This is a genomic window from Ruegeria sp. YTSC003 (assembly GCF_059609785.1).
Window position 1 is genome coordinate 189806 of sequence record NZ_JBXWMK010000007.1, and the last position, 18598, is coordinate 208403.

21 protein-coding genes are annotated in these 18598 nt (G+C 57.7%); 9 read left to right on the forward strand and 12 right to left on the reverse strand.

From position 1 onward, the window contains the following. Nucleotides 1-23: 23 nt before the first annotated feature. Genes AC2FFH_RS14730 through lpxK form a run of 4 tightly spaced genes read left to right on the forward strand, consistent with a single transcriptional unit; the run spans nucleotide 24 to nucleotide 4374 of the window. Nucleotides 24-1370 carry a TldD/PmbA family protein gene (locus AC2FFH_RS14730; RefSeq protein ID WP_496844671.1) on the forward strand — a complete coding sequence of 449 codons (1347 nt, stop codon included), beginning with the start codon at nucleotides 24-26 and terminating at the stop codon, nucleotides 1368-1370. Further along, on the forward strand, nucleotides 1357-2157 hold the full coding sequence (locus AC2FFH_RS14735; protein WP_496844672.1) for a 3'(2'),5'-bisphosphate nucleotidase CysQ: 801 nt from the start codon (nucleotides 1357-1359) through the stop codon (nucleotides 2155-2157). Before AC2FFH_RS14730 ends, AC2FFH_RS14735 begins: the two co-directional genes overlap by 14 nt. Further along, nucleotides 2154-3389: a 3-deoxy-D-manno-octulosonic acid transferase gene (locus tag AC2FFH_RS14740; RefSeq protein ID WP_496768584.1), complete on the forward strand. Its 1236-nt coding sequence runs from the start codon at nucleotides 2154-2156 to the stop codon at nucleotides 3387-3389. Before AC2FFH_RS14735 ends, AC2FFH_RS14740 begins: the two co-directional genes overlap by 4 nt. Next, on the forward strand, nucleotides 3376-4374 hold the full coding sequence (lpxK, locus tag AC2FFH_RS14745) for a tetraacyldisaccharide 4'-kinase (protein ID WP_496739374.1): 999 nt from the start codon (nucleotides 3376-3378) through the stop codon (nucleotides 4372-4374). The genes AC2FFH_RS14740 and lpxK overlap by 14 nt, the downstream gene beginning before the upstream one ends. Nucleotides 4375-4412: 38 nt before the next feature. Here the strand turns inward: lpxK and AC2FFH_RS14750 are convergent, their stop codons facing one another. Together AC2FFH_RS14750 and AC2FFH_RS14755 are read right to left on the reverse strand one after the other, a co-directional pair. Continuing rightward, a complete protein-coding gene (locus AC2FFH_RS14750; RefSeq protein ID WP_496844673.1) occupies nucleotides 4413-5075 on the reverse strand; it encodes a DsbA family protein in 663 nt (220 codons plus the stop codon). A 14-nt stretch (nucleotides 5076-5089) separates the two neighbouring features. Next, a complete protein-coding gene (locus AC2FFH_RS14755) occupies nucleotides 5090-5596 on the reverse strand; it encodes a DUF721 domain-containing protein (RefSeq protein WP_496726549.1) in 507 nt (168 codons plus the stop codon). A gap of 81 nt (nucleotides 5597-5677) precedes the next feature. Here AC2FFH_RS14755 and mutY point away from each other — a divergent pair, with 81 nt between their 5' ends. Together mutY and AC2FFH_RS14765 are read left to right on the forward strand one after the other, a co-directional pair. Continuing rightward, nucleotides 5678-6733 (forward strand): A/G-specific adenine glycosylase, encoded by a 1056-nt coding sequence (mutY, locus tag AC2FFH_RS14760; RefSeq protein ID WP_496844674.1) that lies wholly within the window; start codon nucleotides 5678-5680, stop codon nucleotides 6731-6733. 59 nt (nucleotides 6734-6792) lie between these two features. Next, a complete protein-coding gene (locus AC2FFH_RS14765; RefSeq protein ID WP_496768593.1) occupies nucleotides 6793-7929 on the forward strand; it encodes an alkane 1-monooxygenase in 1137 nt (378 codons plus the stop codon). A gap of 84 nt (nucleotides 7930-8013) precedes the next feature. On the opposite strand, the gene AC2FFH_RS14770 is transcribed toward AC2FFH_RS14765, so the two are convergent. The 4 genes from AC2FFH_RS14770 to AC2FFH_RS14785 form a co-directional block, all read right to left on the reverse strand. After that, nucleotides 8014-9396 (reverse strand): adenylate/guanylate cyclase domain-containing protein, encoded by a 1383-nt coding sequence (locus AC2FFH_RS14770; RefSeq protein ID WP_496768595.1) that lies wholly within the window; start codon nucleotides 9394-9396, stop codon nucleotides 8014-8016. A gap of 144 nt (nucleotides 9397-9540) precedes the next feature. Beyond that, nucleotides 9541-10644: a site-specific DNA-methyltransferase gene (locus AC2FFH_RS14775; RefSeq protein WP_496768598.1), complete on the reverse strand. Its 1104-nt coding sequence runs from the start codon at nucleotides 10642-10644 to the stop codon at nucleotides 9541-9543. 107 nt (nucleotides 10645-10751) lie between these two features. After that, nucleotides 10752-11369 carry a ribonuclease HII gene (gene rnhB, locus AC2FFH_RS14780; protein WP_496739368.1) on the reverse strand — a complete coding sequence of 206 codons (618 nt, stop codon included), beginning with the start codon at nucleotides 11367-11369 and terminating at the stop codon, nucleotides 10752-10754. A 111-nt stretch (nucleotides 11370-11480) separates the two neighbouring features. Next, nucleotides 11481-11954: a hypothetical protein gene (locus tag AC2FFH_RS14785; RefSeq protein WP_496768599.1), complete on the reverse strand. Its 474-nt coding sequence runs from the start codon at nucleotides 11952-11954 to the stop codon at nucleotides 11481-11483. A 177-nt stretch (nucleotides 11955-12131) separates the two neighbouring features. Between AC2FFH_RS14785 and AC2FFH_RS14790 the strand changes: the two genes are divergently transcribed. From AC2FFH_RS14790 to AC2FFH_RS14800, 3 genes are all read left to right on the forward strand, one after another. Continuing rightward, the gene (locus AC2FFH_RS14790; RefSeq protein WP_496768601.1) at nucleotides 12132-12416 is read left to right on the forward strand and encodes a hypothetical protein; all 285 of its coding nucleotides are present in this window, start codon (nucleotides 12132-12134) and stop codon (nucleotides 12414-12416) included. Then, nucleotides 12388-13089, forward strand: a complete 702-nt coding sequence (locus AC2FFH_RS14795; RefSeq protein WP_170563590.1) for a winged helix-turn-helix domain-containing protein — start codon at nucleotides 12388-12390, stop codon at nucleotides 13087-13089. Before AC2FFH_RS14790 ends, AC2FFH_RS14795 begins: the two co-directional genes overlap by 29 nt. Before the next feature lie 108 nt (nucleotides 13090-13197). Continuing rightward, complete coding sequence (locus tag AC2FFH_RS14800) at nucleotides 13198-14769, forward strand: DUF427 domain-containing protein (RefSeq protein WP_496726540.1); 1572 nt, start codon at nucleotides 13198-13200, stop codon at nucleotides 14767-14769. 86 nt (nucleotides 14770-14855) lie between these two features. Here AC2FFH_RS14800 and AC2FFH_RS14805 read toward each other — a convergent pair whose 3' ends face one another. The 6 genes from AC2FFH_RS14805 to AC2FFH_RS14830 form a co-directional block, all read right to left on the reverse strand. Beyond that, complete coding sequence (locus AC2FFH_RS14805) at nucleotides 14856-15647, reverse strand: DUF1217 domain-containing protein (protein WP_496779425.1); 792 nt, start codon at nucleotides 15645-15647, stop codon at nucleotides 14856-14858. After that, complete coding sequence (gene flbT / locus AC2FFH_RS14810; protein WP_496842244.1) at nucleotides 15647-16045, reverse strand: flagellar biosynthesis repressor FlbT; 399 nt, start codon at nucleotides 16043-16045, stop codon at nucleotides 15647-15649. Before flbT ends, AC2FFH_RS14805 begins: the two co-directional genes overlap by 1 nt. Then, complete coding sequence (gene flaF, locus AC2FFH_RS14815) at nucleotides 16045-16419, reverse strand: flagellar biosynthesis regulator FlaF (RefSeq protein WP_496842242.1); 375 nt, start codon at nucleotides 16417-16419, stop codon at nucleotides 16045-16047. Before flaF ends, flbT begins: the two co-directional genes overlap by 1 nt. A 77-nt stretch (nucleotides 16420-16496) precedes the next feature. Then, complete coding sequence (locus tag AC2FFH_RS14820; RefSeq protein ID WP_170417286.1) at nucleotides 16497-17708, reverse strand: flagellin N-terminal helical domain-containing protein; 1212 nt, start codon at nucleotides 17706-17708, stop codon at nucleotides 16497-16499. A 211-nt stretch (nucleotides 17709-17919) separates the two neighbouring features. Then, complete coding sequence (locus AC2FFH_RS14825) at nucleotides 17920-18279, reverse strand: flagellar biosynthesis protein FlgN (RefSeq protein WP_496844676.1); 360 nt, start codon at nucleotides 18277-18279, stop codon at nucleotides 17920-17922. Continuing rightward, nucleotides 18263-18544, reverse strand: coding sequence for a rod-binding protein (locus tag AC2FFH_RS14830; protein ID WP_496844677.1), 282 nt, complete (start codon nucleotides 18542-18544; stop codon nucleotides 18263-18265). Before AC2FFH_RS14830 ends, AC2FFH_RS14825 begins: the two co-directional genes overlap by 17 nt. Nucleotides 18545-18598: the final 54 nt, after the last annotated feature.

Sequence of the window (18598 nt, forward strand, 5' to 3'; positions counted from 1 at the left end):
AATGCACACAGACCGGAGGCCTCATGACCCGCACACCCGAAGAAATCAGCCATAACCTGCTGGACGCGGCCCGCAAAGCCGGAGCTGAAGCGGCGGATACCATCGTTCTGGATGGCTCATCGGTATCGGTTGAAGTCCGCAGTGGCGCGCTTGAGCACGCGGAACGGTCCGAAGGCACCGACCTGGGACTGCGTGTGTTTCTGGGCAAGCGGCAGGCGATCGTCTCTAGTTCGGACAGTCGCCCCGAAACGCTGACGGCGATGGCGCAACGTGCAGTGGCCATGGCAAGCGAAGCTCCGGAAGATCCTTTTACGGGGTTGGCCGCGCCCGACCAGCTTGCAAAAGACTGGGATATCGCGGCGCTGGAACAATTCGACCCGACGCCCGAGCCATCAGCAGAGGCGCTTTTGCAGGATGCGCTGGCTGCCGAAGCAGCCGCTTTGGCAATTCAGGGTGTGTCCCAGGTATCGGACGCTGCGGCCGCCTATGGCACCCACCGCGTGCATCTGGCTGCTACGAATGGCTTTTCCGGCGGGTATTCCCGCAGCAGTCGCTCGACCTCTTGCGTTGCTATCTCGGGCGAAGGCACAGGGATGGAACGCGACTATGACGGCGACAGCCGCACATTCCAGAGTGACCTGCGCAGCCCTGATGAGATTGGCCGCACAGCAGGCGAACGCGCCGTTGCTCTGATTGGGGCACAAAAGCCCGCGACAGGCACGTTCCCTGTTCTGTTTGACGAGCGGATCTCGTCTTCGCTGATCGGTCATCTGTTGGCCGCCAGCAACGGCGCAGCCATTGCCCGTGGTGCGTCATGGCTTAAGGACAGTCTGGGAGAGCAGGTGTTGCCTGAACACCTGTCACTTATCGAAGACCCGCATCGCCCGCGTATCTCGGGCTCTCGCCCCTTTGACGCCGAAGGTTTGCCAACACAGCGAAGGGCCGTTGTTGAAAACGGAGTACTGACCGGGTGGACCCTGGATTTGGCCAGCGCACGAAAACTGGGCATGACCTCGACCGGGAATGCGGCGCGTGGCGTGTCTGGCCCCCCGTCGCCCAGCAACTGGAACCTGAGCCTGACCCAAGGCACGCACAGCCGGGACGATCTGCTGCGTGACATGGGAACCGGCCTGTTGGTGACCTCGATGATCGGATCGACGATCAACCCCAATACCGGCGACTACTCACGTGGGGCATCAGGCTTTTGGGTCGAAAACGGGGAAATCACCCATCCCGTCAACGAATGCACGATCGCTGGCAATCTGCGTGACATGCTGAAACGGATTATTCCGGCAAATGACGCACGTACGTACTTGTCCCGCGTGGTGCCATCGATCCTGATCGAAGGAATGACACTTGCCGGCACCTGACCTGCAACTGCTGATTGACGCCGCATTAGAGGCCGGAAAGATCGCCACTCGGTTTTCGGGGACCACGGCGCAACGCTGGGATAAACCCGACGGGGCCGGCCCGGTGACCGAAGCTGATCTTGCCGTGAACGCGATGCTTGAGCAAATGCTGCCCGCAGCGCGTCCGGGGTATGGCTGGTTGAGCGAAGAAACCGAGGATTCAACTGACAGGCTATCGAAAGACCGTGTTTTCATCATTGATCCCATCGACGGCACCCGCAGCTTTGCCGAAGGCTCGCGGACCTGGGCCCATTCATTGGCTATCGCCGAACAGGGCGAAGTGACGGCCGCTGTGATCTACCTGCCTTTACGAAACCTGCTATACGCCGCAGCAATAGGTCAGGGTGCCACGCTCAATGCCGAAAATATCCGGGTCAGCGAACTCAGTGTGTTGGAAAGCGCCGAGGTGTTGGCGGCGAAACCCAACATGCAGCCGCAACACTGGCGTCAGGGGCAGGTACCCGATTTCAAACGGAACTACCGGCCATCTCTGGCCTATCGCATGGCCCTTGTTGCACAGGGTCGATTTGACGGGATGATGACCCTCAGGCCCAGCTGGGAATGGGACATCGCCGCAGGTGATCTGATAATACGCGAAGCCCTCGGCCGGTGTTCGGACCGCGCGGGGCTGCCGCTGCGGTTCAACAACGCAATTCCGCGTCTGAACGGTGTGATCGCTGCGGGTTCAGGTGTTTATAGGCTACTGTCGGAACAACTCGAACCGGAAAGCCCTGGAATCGCACCATGAGCAAGCCACGCTCGTTAAGCCTTGCCGCCTATCGCGTGCTGTCCTGGGGTATGCAGAATACCGCCAGCAACGGCGATATTGCGCGCCCCGAGGGCGAGGTTCTGTGGTTGCACATAAATGCGTGGGAACGTCACCGCGCTATTGTTGATTTTTGCCAGCGGTTGCAGCAGACGCGCCCCAATCTGTCGGTGGTTCTGACCGCGCCACCCGATGCAGATCTATCAAGATGGGCCAGCAGCGGATACCCTCTGGTCAACCTGCCCACCGAACAAACCGGGGCGGCGCGCGTGTTTCTAGACCATTGGCAGCCGGATATCGGAATTTGGGTCGGGGGCGGCCTGATGCCCAACCTGATCACACGCGCCGAGGAACGTGGGATTCCCATGATGCAGATCGAAGCACAGGCGGACGTGAAAATCGCGCGCGGCGGCCGTTGGCTGCCCGATATCACAAGATACACGATTGACTGTTTTCAGACGATCCTGTGTACGACACCGGAAATCGTCCGCCAAATTCGGCGATTGGGCATCGCTTCGAACAAGGTGCAAGAGGCACCGCCCCTACATGTCAGCCCAAACCCGCGCTCATGGCCCGAGGACGAGCTGATCGAAGTGAACCATGCGCTGTCTGGCCGACCGGTCTGGTTAGCGGCGTGGGTCCAGGACAAAGAATTCATCTCGGTCCTCAGTGCCCATAGACAGGCAATGCGCATGCTGCCGCGTTTGGCATTGGTGTTGCAAGTGGCCGACATTACAGAAGCCGGGCCGCTGCACCGGCGGCTTGAGGCGATGGATCTGCGCTGTACCAACTGGGATGAAAGCGGGACGATCGAGGACATGACTCAAGTGATCCTGTCCGCCGTGCCCGAGGATCTGGGCCTGTGGCACCGTGTATCGCCGGTGACCTTCATGGGCAGCTCACTGGAACGCGGTGCCGGAGGCGCAGACCCGCTCGTCGCCACAGCGCTGGGCTCCGCCGTGATCCACGGCCCGTTTGTGCACAGCCAACAACAGCTATACGATCAGCTAGACCGGGCGGGGGCCGCGCGCACCGTCAGATCCGCCACCGAGCTGGGCGATGCAGTGGTGGAACTGTTGGCACCGGATCAGGCCGCCAATATGGCGCTGGCCGGGTGGCAGATCGTAACCGAAGGTGCGCCGCAAGCGGATCACCTGATCGACATGATTCAGGACTATCTGGATCAGCGGAGTGCAGACGATGCGAGCACCTGATTTCTGGAATACCGCCCCGGATCGGCTGGATTTGCGCGCTCGCATGCTGGCACCGCTTGGGCAGCTCTATGCCGGGGCAACGGCGCGTCGGGTCGCCTCGGAACCCGGTATTAACCCAGGCGTTCCTGTCATTTGCATTGGCAACCTGAACGCGGGTGGCACTGGCAAGACCCCAACCGTGATCTGGATGATCGAGCAATTGCGCGATGCCTGGCATGAGACACATGTGGTCACGCGCGGCCATGGCGGTTCGCTCGAAGGGCCGGTGCGCGTGGACCCCGGCAAGCATACCGCGGCGCAGGTCGGGGATGAGCCCCTGTTGCTGGCGGCTTTTGCCGATGTCTGGGTCGCCAAAGACCGCGCCGCTGGAGCAAAGGCAGCCGCCGCGGCGGGTGCCACAGTCATCGTGCTTGACGACGGCTTTCAAAACCCCTCGGTGGCCAAGGATTTCTCGGTCATTGTGGTGGACGCGGCACGCGGGTTCGGAAATGGACTGTGCTTACCGGCTGGCCCCCTCAGGGAACCGGTGGAAGTCGGGTTACAGCGCGCTGATCTGGTGCTGTCCCTTGGCGAAGCTGATGCCCAAATCGAGTTTGCCGAACGCTGGGGGAAAAAACTGTCCGTCCCACATGCGACCGGCGCGGTTGAGCCGCTGCAAACCGGCATGGATTGGAGCGATACGCCCGTTCTCGCCTTTGCAGGAATCGGACACCCCGAAAAGTTCTTTGCCACTTTGCGCCAACAAGGCGCGACCTTGCTGCGGGCCGAGGCATTGGATGATCACCAGCCGCTGACACCCGCCCTTATGACCCGTCTTGAAAACGAAGCCCGCTTGTTGCGCGCGCAAATGGTCACCACGGAAAAAGACGCCGTTCGCCTGCCCGCTACATTTCGCAGCAAGGTCATCACGCTTCCGGTTCGTCTGAAGGTCGATGAGGCGGACAAGGTCAGGCAGATGCTTCTGCAGATCGCCCCGTCGCCCTGAAGGACGACCGGCCCGGATTGAGCCGGTCGTAAAAGCAATTAGCTGCCCAGTTCGTCTTCGATCAGCTTTTTGAAGCCGTCATAGGACTGATTCTCGACCGGCTTGCCATTCACGATGAAGGACGGGGTCGCCTGAATACCATCGCGCTCGGCGTTTTCCTGATACCATGCGACCAGCGTCTGCGCCCGGGTGCCGTCCTGCAGGCAGGCTTCAAGCTGATCATTGTCGATACCAGCCAGACGCCCGATTTTACGCAGCTCGTCCACGATTTCAGCGGGACCACCGGCGTTGGTCCACTCGGACTGTCCTTCGTAGATCAGGTCGGAGATGCCAAAGAACTTTTCGGGCCCGCCGCAGCGCGCTACCATCGACGCCCACAGGCCATAACGGTCAAAGTAGACCTCGCGATAGATGAACTTCACCTTACCTGTGTCGATAAAATCCTTCTTGAGCTGCTTGTACGCTCCCGAGTGGAAATTCGCACAATGCGGGCAGGTATAGGACGCATATTCGATGATCTCGACTGGTGCGTCCTCGGCACCCAGAGTCATCTCGACGATGGTCGAGGTGTCCAGATTTGCCTCTTGCGCCTCGGCGCTGCTGATCAGCGGATAGGCGGGGTTGGAATTTGACAGCGACAGCCAATAACCGCCAGCGGCCACGGCGACGGCCGCACAAATTCCGGTTGCAATACGGCTCATTTCTCAGCCCTTTCTCAGCGTTTTTGCTTGGATAAAACGTTACGGCCCAGACGTTCAAGGGCTGCGCGCAGATCACCATCGTGAACTTCTTGCGCAGCGCGGTCTGCCTCGGCTGCTATTTCTGGTTCGATCTTGGGTTTCGCTTGTTTCGGCTTGTGGTCGAAACTGGCCTGCCCCTCGGCAAATCCTGTCGGAGCAGTCTGGGTGATGCGCACCCGGCTGATGGCATTATAGCCATAAACCGCGTTCACCTTGCCGCGCAATTGTTCCTTCTGCATCTCCAGCATCGGGGCCTGCGGTCCGGTGGTCAGAACCGTTAGCGTGGCACCAATGCCACCCTTCCCGTAACCCACTTTTACCGGTCGCGCGATAGCGGCCATATCCTGTCCAACGATCTCGGACCAATGGGTCAGCAGGCGTGATACGGCAAAGCCCCGGCTCTCACCGGCGTGCCTGATCTGGTCGTTCAGCAATGTCGCGGTGCGTTTGAACCCGCGGGTCGAAGAACGTCTGCGCTGCATCTGGTTTCCAACTCCTGCGCCGCTATTGTAAAGGGCAGAACAACAGGCGCCAGCGAAACCCGACAAGGAGATAGATAAAACTTGCGTGACTCTGGTGAATTTGACGTGAGCAGTGCGCTGCTGGATTGGTACGACCGCCATGCCCGCGAGATGCCTTGGCGCGTAGCCCCAGCCGATCGGGCTGCGGGCGTGATGCCCGACCCCTACCGCATATGGTTGTCCGAGGTCATGCTGCAGCAGACCACTGTTGCGGCTGTGCGCGACTATTTCGTGCGATTCACAACCCGCTGGCCAACTGTCGAAGCGCTGGCGGCGGCGCCCGACGATCAGGTCATGGGGGAATGGGCCGGGCTTGGCTACTATGCTCGCGCCCGCAATTTGTTGAAATGCGCCCGGGTCGTGGTCGAACAGCATGGTGGAACGTTCCCCTATACCTACGACGCGCTCCTCAATTTGCCGGGGATCGGTCCCTACACCGCCGCTGCAATTTCCGCCATCGCCTTCGACCGACCCGAAACCGTGTTGGACGGCAACGTAGAACGGGTTATGGCCCGACTTTTCGACATTCACGACCCTTTGCCCGGTTCAAAACCGCAACTGAAAAAGCATGCGGCTGCGCTTACGCCTGCCACGCGACCGGGAGACTATGCGCAGGCGGTCATGGACCTGGGGGCAACAATCTGTACACCAAAATCTCCGGCCTGCGGTATCTGCCCGGTGCAAGCCACCTGCGCCGCTCGCGCCGCTGGAACGCAATCCGATTTGCCACGCAAGACACCAAAAAAGCCCAAACCCACGCGATACGGCCATGTCTATATAGCCCAAGGCGATAACGGAGCCTTTCTGATGGAACGTCGTCCCGACAAGGGGCTGCTGGGTGGCATGCTGGGTTGGCCGGGATCAGAATGGTCAGACGGCCCGACCGAAGCACCGCCCTTTCCCTGCGAATGGCAGGTGCTGCCGGGCGAGGTACGCCATACCTTTACCCACTTCCACCTGATCCTGCGCATCTGGACGGCCAAGCTGCCGGTCGGCTGGTCGCATGACGATCTGATTGTCATGGAAAAACACACTTTCCGACCCGGTGATCTGCCAACTGTTATGCGCAAGGCCTATGATCTCTGGCGCTCTACGTAACCCATTGTGTGGCATTGCCGGGTGGGGCTAGTCTGCCCACAGTTTCTCGGAGCGAAGCGATGATCGCATCAGACAGTCTGTCACGCTGGCAAGCGGCATTGCCCTTCTGGGTGTCCTTCCTGCTGATCCCCGTCGTCTGGCTTACCGCCGTTGCCGGAGGCTGGTGGGTCTTGCTTGTGCCTCTTTCGACTTGGTGGGCGTTTGCAGTTCTGGATCGGTTAACGGGGCTGAACCTTGAAAATGCCGATCCGGGCACGCCGGACGGCGGTCTCAAATGGTACATTCTGCTGACCAAGGCATGGGCCCCGGTTCAGTTTCTTACGCTGTTTGGGTTGCTCTGGTACGCCACACATACCGATCACCTGTCTGTTTTTAGCAAGATTGGGTTGTTCTTCGGGATGGGTGTGATCTCGGGCACCATCGGGATCAACTACAGCCATGAACTGATGCACCAGAAAGGGCGGTCAGAACGTTGGCTGGGTGATATTCTACTAGCCATGGTGCTGTATTCTCACTTCCGGTCAGAACACCTGCTTGTACACCACCGCTATGTCGGGACGCCCCGCGATCCGGTCACTGCGCGGTATAACGAAGGATTTCACCGCTTCTATCCACGCGTCCTGTGGCAGTGCCTTCGCTCTGCCTTCCGCGCGGAGCAGGACAAACTGGCGCGCAAACAACGCCCTTGGACCGACCCGGCAAATCCGTTCTGGCGCTATTGGGCGTTGCAGACGGGCATGCTCGCGCTGGCCTTCGGGGTTGGGGGATGGTCGGGCGTCGCCCTGTTCCTGATACAGGCCGGCGTTGCCATATGGCAGCTGGAGCTGGTGAACTACGTCGAACATTACGGCCTGACCCGCAAACACCTGGGCAAGGGCAAATACGAGCACGTCCAGCCGCGCCATTCGTGGAATGCCTCGCAAAAAGCGTCGAACTGGTTGCTGATCAACCTACAACGTCATTCCGACCACCACTACAAACCAAACCGGCGCTTTCCGTTGCTGCAGCATCACTCGGAAGACGCAGCCCCACAATTGCCCTACGGCTATCCGGTCATGACGGTTGCTGCGATGATCCCACCGCTGTGGCGCCGCGTCATGAACCCCCGCGTCAGGGCATGGCGGCGTCAATATTATCCAGAAGTCACCGACTGGAAGCCGTACAACAAATCGCTCAACCCGTTGCCGCGGTCCTGACCGCAGCGCGCGCCAGCGCGCTGCCCGGCCCAACGGGATGACCCGCATCTTTGATGCGTGGCAGATCGGCGGGAGCCACCCGTCCTACCGAACCCAGATATCCATAGAGCCCTGAACCCCACGGACCGGCTGGTTCTCATGCCTCACAAAACCTGCTGTCAGATCGGTAGCGTTGTTGCCTTCTTGTATCACCTGTGCCCGTACCGCATCACTCAGCACCACGCGCGCGCCCAGTTCCCGCGTCAGCGCCTCAAGCTTGGCGGAGACATTCACCGCATCCCCGATAACCGCAAATTCCAGTCGGTTCGCTCCGATGTCCCCCAAAACCACCGAACCGTAGTGAACACCGATCCCCACGTGAATCTCGGGCTCGCCCGCGCGCCGCCGTTCAATGTTCCAACGATCGATCACGCCCACCATATCACGGGCGCAGGCGACCGCGTTGCTGGCATCCAATGGGGTCGGCACCGGTGTGCCGAAGGTTGCCATCAATCCGTCCCCCAGATATTTGTCCAACGTGCCATGATGGCGAAACACTTCGGTTTCCATTCGGGCGTGAAACCCGCGCAAAACTTCAATGACGTCATAGGGGTCGCGCCCGGCAGCGAATTTGGTAAACCCCACGATGTCGATGAACAAAACGGCGATGTCTTCTTTGCGAACCTGCTTGAGCGGCTCATCATTCTGGCTGAGCTCGTCCACAACGTTCGGAGAGAAATATCGCGACAGGTTTGCGCGTTCCCTTTCAAGCCCGGCATTTGTCATCAACAATCGATTGAGCCGCCGCATCGAGATACCAAGCGTAACCGCGACCATCAGGAATACGATCACCTGCTGAATACGCTGAGGGACCATGAAACTGTTGGGGTCCAGCAACTCCGCAACATCCGGATACCCGGCCAATGCCTCGAACATGCGCTCACTGATGCCCGGAATTGGCGTAGCGACCCACCAGGCGATGATCCAGCCTACCGTCCACATCGTCGCCGTCCACGTGCCGATTGCCACGACCGTGCGCCACGAATAGGCCAGAGTTCCCGCTGCCAGAATGATGAAGAAATACTGGAAGTTGTCGAACCGGTATTGCATTGCCAGCGGTCGAACATCATCGCTGAACGGGTTCGGCACGATCATCCCCAAAGTCATGATCAGCAAGTCGACGAAGATCAGCAAAAGCTCGACCCGTGACTGGCCCACGCTGCCAGCCCGCCGGATCAACCAACCATTGGCGCAAATCAATAACAGGATGAAGTGATACCACAGAACGTCCCAATGGGGGTTCAGGTAGATCAACAAAATGCCAGTCAGGCCCATCGCTACCCAGCGGGCGCGGACAGCCAGTTCCAACCCTTCGCGCTTGTGCCGTTCCAGCGCAGCCTCGGTGTACTTGTTGTCCAGATCATATTTGTCGGGCTGTGTCACAAAAAACCGCCCAAATCGGGTTTCGCTGGCTGTGGTATCCGACATTGCCAAGGTTCCTTCCGTGAGCAGCAGGACAAGGAATCTCATATCGGAACTGAATGAAGAATAAAACAAAAGACCCCGCCGAGATCGGCGGGGCAAGGCGTAGTGCCTTGTGTCAGGCCACAGGCACCGGCGGCATTCTTGAAATCAGTTGTGCATCTCGGACCGGATCTGCTGACGCAAAACGTCGATCGGCACCGTTTTGCCATCGCGTTTGAAGCACCAATAGGTCCAGCCATTGCATGAGGGCGCGTTTTCCAGATGCGCCCCGACCTGGTGGATCGAGCCTTTGACGTTGTCGCCCACCAGCGTTCCGTCCGCACGCACTTTGGCTTTGTGACGCTGATTCATGGAATAAAGCTCTTCACCCGGACGCAACATACCGCGTTCAACCAATTGGCCAAAGGGCACGCGCGGCTCAGCGCGTTTGCTTGCGCTGACTTCCAGCGCTTCCCGGTCGAATTTGCGGACTTTCGAGATACGCTTCTCGGCAACCTTGCGATAGCTTTCCTCGCGCTCAATCCCGATAAATTCGCGGCCCAGCATCTTGGCAACGGCACCGGTTGTGCCCGTCCCAAAAAACGGGTCCAGAATAACATCACCGGGGTTGGTCGAACCAATCAGGACACGGTGCAGCAGCGATTCCGGCTTTTGCGTCGGGTGCGCCTTGTCGCCATTTTCATCCTTGAGGCGTTCATGTCCGGTGCAGATCGGCAGAACCCAGTCGCTGCGCATCTGCACGCCTTCGTTCAGCGCCTTCAGCGCTTCATAATTGAACGTGTACTTAGCACCCTCACGCTTTGAGGCCCAAATCATCGTCTCATGCGCATTGGTAAACCGCTTGCCACGGAAATTCGGCATCGGGTTCGATTTGCGCCAGACAACATCGTTCAGAATCCAGTATCCGGCGTCCTGCAGGGCTGTACCGACGCGAAAAATGTTGTGGTAGGACCCAATCACCCAAATCGCGCCGTTGGGCTTGAGGAGACGATGCGCCGCTTTCAGCCATTCGCGGGTGAACAGATCATAAACACCAAAGCTTGAAAACTGATCCCAGTGATCGTCGACCGCATCAACCTGGCTGTTATCGGGGCGGTGCAACTGGCCTTTGAGTTGCAGATTATACGGCGGATCCGCGAAAATCAGATCAACCGACTCCGCAGGCAGACTGTTCATCACATCGATGCAGTCGCCAGATAGAATCGTGTTTAAAGGGAGCGTTTTCACGCCCTTTTTGGTGGTTGTTGTCATTTTACTGCCTCAAGTATCCACGGCGCTTTTGCGCTCATTTGGTTGAGACAAGGATGAGTCAAAGTCGATTCGCCGTCAATTTCTTTTTTGAATCAGCGGCTTACGATTTACTCTTGATACAAGATATTGTGTACCGGCTTGAATGAACGCCTATGATGTGGGGTCACACCAAGATTTCGCAGCGCTTCTCTGTGTTGTTTTGACGGATAGCCTGCGTTCTTCTCCCATCCGTAGCCGGGATGCTGTTGCGCCAAATCCACCATCAGTTGATCGCGCCAGTTTTTGGCAATGATAGAAGCCGCCGCAATCGACACCGAATGCGCATCCCCTTTGACAACTGCCTGCGCCGGGATCGTCAAACCGCGAGGGATCATGTTTCCGTCAATCAGCAGATAGTCCGGCGGAGGATCAAGGGCCGCAACCGCTCGTTCCATCGCCAGATGCGAGGCACGCAAGATGTTGTGTTCGTCAATCTCGGCAACCGAGGCTTCAGCTATCGCAAATTCAGCCCGGTCACGAACCGCGATATCCAAAACAGCCCGTCGTTTCGCCGTCAGTTTCTTGGAATCGTTCAGCCCCTCGGGAATATCTTCGGGGTTCAGGATCACGGCGGCGGCAACCACAGGCCCGGCCAATGGCCCACGGCCCACCTCATCCACACCGGCAATGCGCAGATATCCTTGCGCCACTGCCGCCTGTTCAATCGAATAATCTGGCGTTGTCATACCAACCGAAAACCGCGTTTCGCGCCCCACCGCAAGACAAAAAAGAGAGGGCGGCTTGCGCCACCCTCTCCTGCGCGGCGCTTCTGTGGCGCCGCTCCTGCTCGAAAGTGATTACTTGTAAACGACGCGGTATCCCTTCTGGCGCAGGCATGCGGGTTCATATGCCCGCTTCACCTTATTGCCGTTCCAGAATCCGACCTTGCACTCTTGCGGCAGGCTATTGGCATGTTTGTAGTGCTTCTTGAGGCACTTCGGCGCCAGAAGCGGATGATTGTTCGAATACGTATTGAATGTGCGCAGGCATTTCTGCGGCAGATCATATCGCGCGACATGCTGCGGCAGGGGGCGCACCGGGTAGCTGGGCTGCGCTACATAAGGTTGGGGCGTGTAGGTCTGATGACGCGTTGTCCGGGTCCGGTTCTTGCGTTTTTCCTGGTTATAGTAGTGGACCCCTGCCCCGATGATCGCAATAGCGGCAAGCCCACCAAGGATGTCCTTGGCATCCGCAGCCCGCGCCTGCGAGGCTGAGACGCCGGTGATGGTAACAGCAGTAGCGACGATAATAGCGATGAACTTCCGGTGCATGATGCGTGTCCTTCCTGGTGTTTCGGGGCGATCCGGCACAGACCGCAAACGTGATGCCCCAACACTGGGTCCGCCCGCTTCAGACAAGCAATAACGGGCGGTTGTTATCCGATATCACGCCCCTCAAACCCCTTAGGTTATTGAATATCGTGCAAACCCATGCGCAGGATGCAGCCTATGAAACCGATCCTCTCTTCTCTGGCCGTTGCGGCCCTGATATCGCTTGGTACCGCCGCGTCGGCAGAGTGCTATGCGGACTACAAGGCCAAGCAGGACAACCCCCTGCGGCTGCATTATGGCGTGATGCAGGTTTCGGCCTGTGATAAAGGCCAGGCCCGACAAGAAGTCTCGCAACGCCTTAGTGCTTCGGGCTGGACCTTGTTGAACGTCATGTCTGTCTTTGGGCCGGAAGGATTGGAAAAAAGGAAGGCCAATGCCGGACAATTCTATCTCCGTTACTGAAGCCAGACGGTCGGGAACAAGACTGGTCGGTGCGGGTATTGCGGCGATCATCCTGATTCTCGTCACTGCCGCCATCTTTTTGTTCTGGACCCTGCCGGACGCCAACGCCTTTAACGCACGCGTTGAACGGCTATTTGTCGAAAGCGATCTGACCTCGCAGACTGAAATTCGCCTGTTGGAGATATTGGCCCAGTCCGGCACCGCCTTTGCCGATACGCTGTCCAGCTATCGTATGGTGATATTTGTATTGCTGGTCTTTGCCAGCGCCATGCTTGTGACGGCGCTGGTTTTTCTGGTGATGCTAGTGATGCTGAACCGTCGGATGGCGCAAATTGAACGAACTGGTATTCAAGTGACATCCTTGCTGATCAGTCGCGAGGAAAACACCGTCTACCTGAACAATATGGATTTCAAACTGACGCCCGCAGCGATGGAGACATTGTCCGTCCTGGCTGAGTCTCGACTGGATGATGAGGTTCTATCCGGTGTTCAGATCGAGGCGATGATCTCGGGCAAAAGCGCCGCCGACTGTGACGAAGCTGCCGGCGCCACGCGGATCAAAAGGTTGCGTGATGCCTTGGGCAATCAGATGGTCAGCGAGCTGCTGGTCAAGAACATCGCCAAGAAAGGCTATATGCTGTCCATCGAAAAGGATGTAATCCAGATGGTCTGATCCGACGGGGTTTCGCAGCTATCGCACGATAAAAATGCCGAGACCGCCCCTTGGAAATCCCCTTCACAAGGCCCATCCTATAGTGACCCCGGGCCAGGGAGGATGATGATGAACGTCCACGCCACAGCAAGACCAAAGGGCTATGGGATCTCGGTCGAACGGTTAAGCGGTAAAATTGCGATTTACCGGGACCAGGACCTTTTAGCCGAAAGCAGCAACGCCAAGGTCATGTACGAAACGCGGCTGCCGCCGACGATCTACATCCCGCGCGAGGACGTGCTGGTGGATCTCAGCGACGAAACCGAGTTGCAGACTTTTTGCCCCTTCAAGGGCACTGCGACCTATCACGACGTCATCCTTGATGGTGAACGACTGGCCAATTCCGTTTGGGCCTATGAGGAGGCCCTGCCAGAAAGCGCCGCCATTCAAGGGCATATCGGATTTTTGCCCAACGCGTATACCCGGATAGATTTGGGCGATAACCAGCTCCGGGAACCCGAAGACGGCAATATCAGTGGTCCTTTGATCGATTGGCTGATGCGTGGGGCGTCTGCGAATGACACGCCTGAGGCATTCACCAAAGCGCTGGCCGAGAAAATGCTGGAACATGGGATCGCCATCCAGCGCCTGAGCATCCTGACATGGTCCCTGCATCCGCTGATAGCGGGCAAGCACTACATCTGGGAAAAGGGTGAGGCCGAGATTTCGACCAATGTTCCGACCTACGAAATCCACGACCACCCGGCTTATATCAACAGCCCATTACGTCATGTGTCGAACGGGCTGGGCGGCGTGCGACAGCGGCTGAACGCGGAAAATCCCCACAATAGCTTTCCAATAATGGAGGACCTGCGTGAAAAAGGGGCGACCGACTATGTCGCCATGCCGTTGCCGTTCTCGGATGGACGTACCAACGTTCTGACCCTGACCTGCGATCACCCGGACGGCTTCACGACGGAAAACCTAGGGCTGGTGTTCGAATGCTCGCTGGTCATCGCCCGGTTTTATGAGGTTTTCATGCAGCGCGAGAACGCTCAGGTCCTGCTTGAAACCTATGTTGGCAAACGCTCGGGCGCGCGCGTCTTAGGGGGTGAGATCCGGCGCGGTGACGGGGATGAAATTGATGCCGCCATTATGTTCTGTGATCTGCGCAATTCGACCAGCTTGGAAGAGAAACTGGGGCGCGCCGACTACATAAATCTACTGAACGACTTTTTTGAAACCGTTTCTGGCATTGTGCATGAAAACGGCGGCGAAGTCCTGAAGTTCATCGGTGACGCGGTCCTTGCCGTGTTTCCAGCGGGTGAGGATTCAAAAAACGCCCGCGAGAACGCGCAGCGAAGCGCCATCAACATCGTAGAAAAGTTGGGAGAGTTGCGCCAGTCAGGTTCCGACAACCATTGTGATTGCTCAATCGGGGTTGCCTACGGGCGCGTGACCTACGGCAATGTCGGTTCACGTGAACGGCTGGACTTTACCGTGATCGGACAAGCCGCGAATATCGCTGCGCGTCTGGGTGAATATGGAAAAACCAAAAACCACAGGATTGTGGTGTCTGCCGATATTGTGCCCGCCTGCGCCAATGCGCTGCCTCTTGGCGACGTCAAGCTGCATAACGTTTCGCAACCGGTCGAGTCTTATGCTCTCAGAACGTCCGCAGATGCCGTTCTGAACGCTTAAGATACAAAAAGCGCGCAGTTCAAATCAATCAGGGCCACCCGACAATGCTTCTGGTGGTCGTCGCGCGTCCGAAGCACTTTTTTGCCTTAGACACCAAGCAGGATTAGCGCAGTCTGCGCCGGGGAAATCGCGCTTTCAAGCTGGGCGATTTGACTACGGGCAAGGAATTGATCTGTCAGCCGCTCTATTGCGGCCTTATCCTCGAATTGGGCCAGATCATCGGACCCGGTCAGCCCTGACAACCTGTCTTTGAACACTTCCAGTTGCTTGTCGATATTCAACTGGCCAAAGCTGGACGGTAACCCCAGAGCATTTTCCATCATCCGCCGCAGCGGAGGCAAGCTCATCAAATCAAACCACTTGGTATCTTTGCTGCCTTCCTTTTGAGCCAGCTCCCCCAGAGCATGCTGCGCATACAAAGCGATCCGCATCGTTTCATCTGATTCACCCACAGCAATTTCAAATCGCGACACGACACTGTCACGTGCAATCTCTTCCATGTTGGTGATCAGCCCGGTTTTTCGCACCTCGCCCGGCCCAAACCCAAACGCCTCGGAAAACTGCCGGTACCTTTTGTCGGACAGACGATTGGACAACGCATCCTGCGCCTTGGTCCCGTCGGACAGGATCTTCTGGATGAAATAGCGATTGTCCAAGTCGGATTCCAACCCAAAGGCGCCAAGTGCAACTTGCAACAGCCGGCGATCGGACACCAATTCCTCTGCTGTCTGGACCTTTTTGATCTTCTCCAAAAAGTACTCACTGTCCCTTTTGTTGACAGGGGACGAAGAAAAACTGTCGATCTGCGCGTCATATGTCCGCTGCAGGAATCGCCAGCCGACAATGCCGCCCGAAGGTATGACCGGCTGGAACGTCATTACTGGTAGGCCATGAGCCGCTCTTCGCGGGGCAGCAGCGCGCGCAAGGCTTTAAGGCATTTGTAAAACTGCTGATCCAGAAGCGCTTGCGTTGCCTCGGACAGAACCCGGCGACTGTCGGCGTCAGTAAAGACCTGGCTCAGCTCTTCGACGCGCCGTAACAATTGTTGGCGTGCCTGATCGGGTTCCATATGTCCAGACAGCACAAGTTGAGCAGCATAGCAGACACGTCGAACCGGAGTGTTCACCTGGTCTGGGTGGATCGCATCCCGCAGGCGCAGTACATTTGCCTCAGGCGTCATGATCGAAAACCGACTACGGCGGTCGCCATTTTCCACGACTACACCGTTGATCAAAACCCGCTCTTTCGGCGCCAATTTCAAAACCAACCCTGCCATCAGGTAGCCCCCATTTGGCGAAGACCGCGCAGAACCGCCATGTTGATCTCCAACAATGGCTCAACCGAGGCTTTGTTCCCCAATACCTGGCTGCTGTGTTGTTCGGTGAATTCAGCCAGATAGAATATCCGCGCACGCAGATCATTTGGCAGCGCATTGTCAGAGTCCGTGACGCCACTGGCCAGTACGGTCCACAGTCGCCGGTTTTCGTTTAAAGCCTGCACAAACGCGCCGAAATCTGATTTTTGGCGGGCCGCGGCGGCCTTGAGCCTGCGCGTGATTTTCGAAATCGCTTCGTATTCCGTATCGCGCGGGGTGCGCGTTGGCGCGGCGGTCTGTGCATATGCTCGTTGTGCGAGGGCTTGCGGGGTCACTTAATATCCTTCCGGTAATCTGCCACTTGGCGGTCAGTATCGGGGCGCGTTGCCGCGCCCCGACCATGTTCCTTAACTTAGCGGAACAGTGACAGAATCGACTGCGGTGCCTGATTTGCGATCGACAGCGACTGGGTTGCCAGCTGTTGCTGAACCTGAAGCGCCTGCAGACGTGCCGAGGTTTCTTCCATATCCGCATCGACCAATGACCCGATTCCGGATTTGAACGAATCCGCCAGGTTCGAAATGAACTCCTTCTGCGTTTCGATCCGACCTTGCGAAGAACCAAAAGCCGCCGATGCATCGATCGATGTGTCAATCAGCGTCTCGATTGTGGCCAACGCGGCCGTAGCACCTGCACCGGTTGAAACATCAATGCCCGTCAATGCGCCAAGACCGCCTGAACCCGCGTTCACATACTGAGCCGAGAACGAAATGTCCGTGCCGGTGGCATTGGCAACGGACAAGGTGCCCGCGGTGCCCGAGTCATAATCAACAGTCAGACCCGTGATACCAAGTTCATCAATTTTCGCCTTCAAACCCACTGCAACGATATCACCGGTCGTAGAGGCCGCAGCATCCGTTGCAGAAACCGTGTAGGATACGACCTGATCGTCGATCGCCAACACAACCTTGTCACCTGCAGCAAACGCACCACTGGATTCATCCGTTACCAGCGCAGTTGCCGAAGTTGTGCCGTTGTCAATCGTCGCACCAACGCGGTCGTTGCCGGTGGAAGACCCGGTCGAACCGTCAAACACCTGAGCCGCCGTGTACCCGCCGGTAGAAAGGTCCTGACCCGCAACAGTGATAGACGACGCGGTCACGTTGCCAGAGTTGTCCCGGTCAAGAGACGCCAGGATCGAAGCGGAACCCGCCGAGCCGTTAACCAGGTTGAGGCCGTTGAATTGCGCGGCGTTAACAACCGAGTTTATCTGGCCCTTTAACGCGGTGACATCGTCGTTGATCTTGTCGCGATCTACGTTGTCTTCCTGTGCTGCAACGATCTTGCTTTTCATCTGAGACAGCAGATCGGTGACCGTTTCGGACGCGTTACGCGCAACCGCTACGGTGGACTCACCCAGTGCCAGGCTGTCTTTGATCGCGTTGAAGCCTTTGACATCCGATTCCATGACCTTGGAAATCGCCCAGACGGCCGAGTTGTCTTTCGCAGTCGCAACGTCCTTACCGGTGGAGATCGCGTTCCGCGTTGCCCCAAGATCCTTGTTGACCGACTTGAGAGTTTGCAGCGCAACCATGGCGCCATTGTTTGTCAGAATGCTGGACATTAGCTTTCTTCCTTTTCCGTTCGGGCCCTTTTCGCCCATGCTCATCCCGCCACTGGTGCGGGCTTTGACGTCTTTCTGATCGGTGCGATCCGCCGTCGGGCTGTTCGCGCCACCTGATTTGTCCAGGTGCCCGAACACCTTTGACGTCGATCCCCTAACGGAGTGCTAAAGCGCGAAGGTCAGAAACCTCGGATTTGAATCAAACCCGTATCTATGCCCGTTTTTCCAGCTTGGCTTGATGGCGGACGGCAAATTCGCTGCGCTGCCCGTCCGCACCATAGGTGGTGAGTTCCTGCCGCACGCGCCGTAACTCGGCCATGCGGTTGGCCACTGCGCGAATCCCTTCGGCGGCGCTGTTTAGTAATGCCTGGTTCCGCTCGACCTTTCTTTGCAGGCGGATCAGCTCATCACTATCAAAGACGTCAAGATCATTGATTGCACCAATCAGCTTTTCCTTTTCCGGAGCCGTATGATGCAGACGATCCAGATCGCCCTGCACCAGCGCGTTTCGCTCAAGCTCAAGAACGTCTTCGAGTGATTTTATAAGGCCGGCTTCAGGCGTCTTTGGCATCGGTTTTCTCCATCATGGATTGGAACAGGATTTCAGACAGACCAACGCCACCGGATCTGGCCAGCGCACGGGCCTGATGCTGAACAAGAAATGAGGCAAACTGATCTTCGCCCGCACCGCCGCCAAAGGATTGGCGCGCTTTGCCCAGCCCGGCCGATTTCAACATCTCACTCAGAAACGAAGCCTCTAGTTCTATCGCCGCCTCCCGCAATTTCTGGGAATAGGCGGAGGGTTGAGATGGGGAGAGAGGCGGGGAAACCTTCATTGCTTTCTCCAAAAATTGCATCGAACTTTTTCGATCAAAAGCGAAAGCAGTTAA

Bases quoted from the DNA above. Each gene is read 5' to 3' on its own strand.
- AC2FFH_RS14740 (WP_496768584.1), top strand. From the start codon at position 2,154: ATGAGCAAGCCACGCTCGTTAAGCCTTGCCGCCTATCGCGTGCTGTCC.
- AC2FFH_RS14730 (WP_496844671.1), top strand. From the start codon at position 24: ATGACCCGCACACCCGAAGAAATCAGCCATAACCTGCTGGACGCGGCC.
- AC2FFH_RS14775 (WP_496768598.1), bottom strand. From the start codon at position 10,644: ATGACAACAACCACCAAAAAGGGCGTGAAAACGCTCCCTTTAAACACG.
- AC2FFH_RS14825 (WP_496844676.1), bottom strand. From the start codon at position 18,279: ATGCCAAAGACGCCTGAAGCCGGCCTTATAAAATCACTCGAAGACGTT.
- AC2FFH_RS14770 (WP_496768595.1), bottom strand. From the start codon at position 9,396: ATGTCGGATACCACAGCCAGCGAAACCCGATTTGGGCGGTTTTTTGTG.
- AC2FFH_RS14830 (WP_496844677.1), bottom strand. From the start codon at position 18,544: ATGAAGGTTTCCCCGCCTCTCTCCCCATCTCAACCCTCCGCCTATTCC.
- AC2FFH_RS14795 (WP_170563590.1), top strand. From the start codon at position 12,388: ATGCCGGACAATTCTATCTCCGTTACTGAAGCCAGACGGTCGGGAACA.
- lpxK (WP_496739374.1), top strand. From the start codon at position 3,376: ATGCGAGCACCTGATTTCTGGAATACCGCCCCGGATCGGCTGGATTTG.
- AC2FFH_RS14755 (WP_496726549.1), bottom strand. From the start codon at position 5,596: ATGCAGCGCAGACGTTCTTCGACCCGCGGGTTCAAACGCACCGCGACA.
- flbT (WP_496842244.1), bottom strand. From the start codon at position 16,045: ATGGCAGGGTTGGTTTTGAAATTGGCGCCGAAAGAGCGGGTTTTGATC.
- AC2FFH_RS14820 (WP_170417286.1), bottom strand. From the start codon at position 17,708: ATGTCCAGCATTCTGACAAACAATGGCGCCATGGTTGCGCTGCAAACT.
- AC2FFH_RS14785 (WP_496768599.1), bottom strand. From the start codon at position 11,954: ATGCACCGGAAGTTCATCGCTATTATCGTCGCTACTGCTGTTACCATC.
- AC2FFH_RS14750 (WP_496844673.1), bottom strand. From the start codon at position 5,075: ATGAGCCGTATTGCAACCGGAATTTGTGCGGCCGTCGCCGTGGCCGCT.
- AC2FFH_RS14790 (WP_496768601.1), top strand. From the start codon at position 12,132: ATGAAACCGATCCTCTCTTCTCTGGCCGTTGCGGCCCTGATATCGCTT.
- AC2FFH_RS14805 (WP_496779425.1), bottom strand. From the start codon at position 15,647: ATGACGTTCCAGCCGGTCATACCTTCGGGCGGCATTGTCGGCTGGCGA.
- AC2FFH_RS14800 (WP_496726540.1), top strand. From the start codon at position 13,198: ATGAACGTCCACGCCACAGCAAGACCAAAGGGCTATGGGATCTCGGTC.
- AC2FFH_RS14765 (WP_496768593.1), top strand. From the start codon at position 6,793: ATGATCGCATCAGACAGTCTGTCACGCTGGCAAGCGGCATTGCCCTTC.
- rnhB (WP_496739368.1), bottom strand. From the start codon at position 11,369: ATGACAACGCCAGATTATTCGATTGAACAGGCGGCAGTGGCGCAAGGA.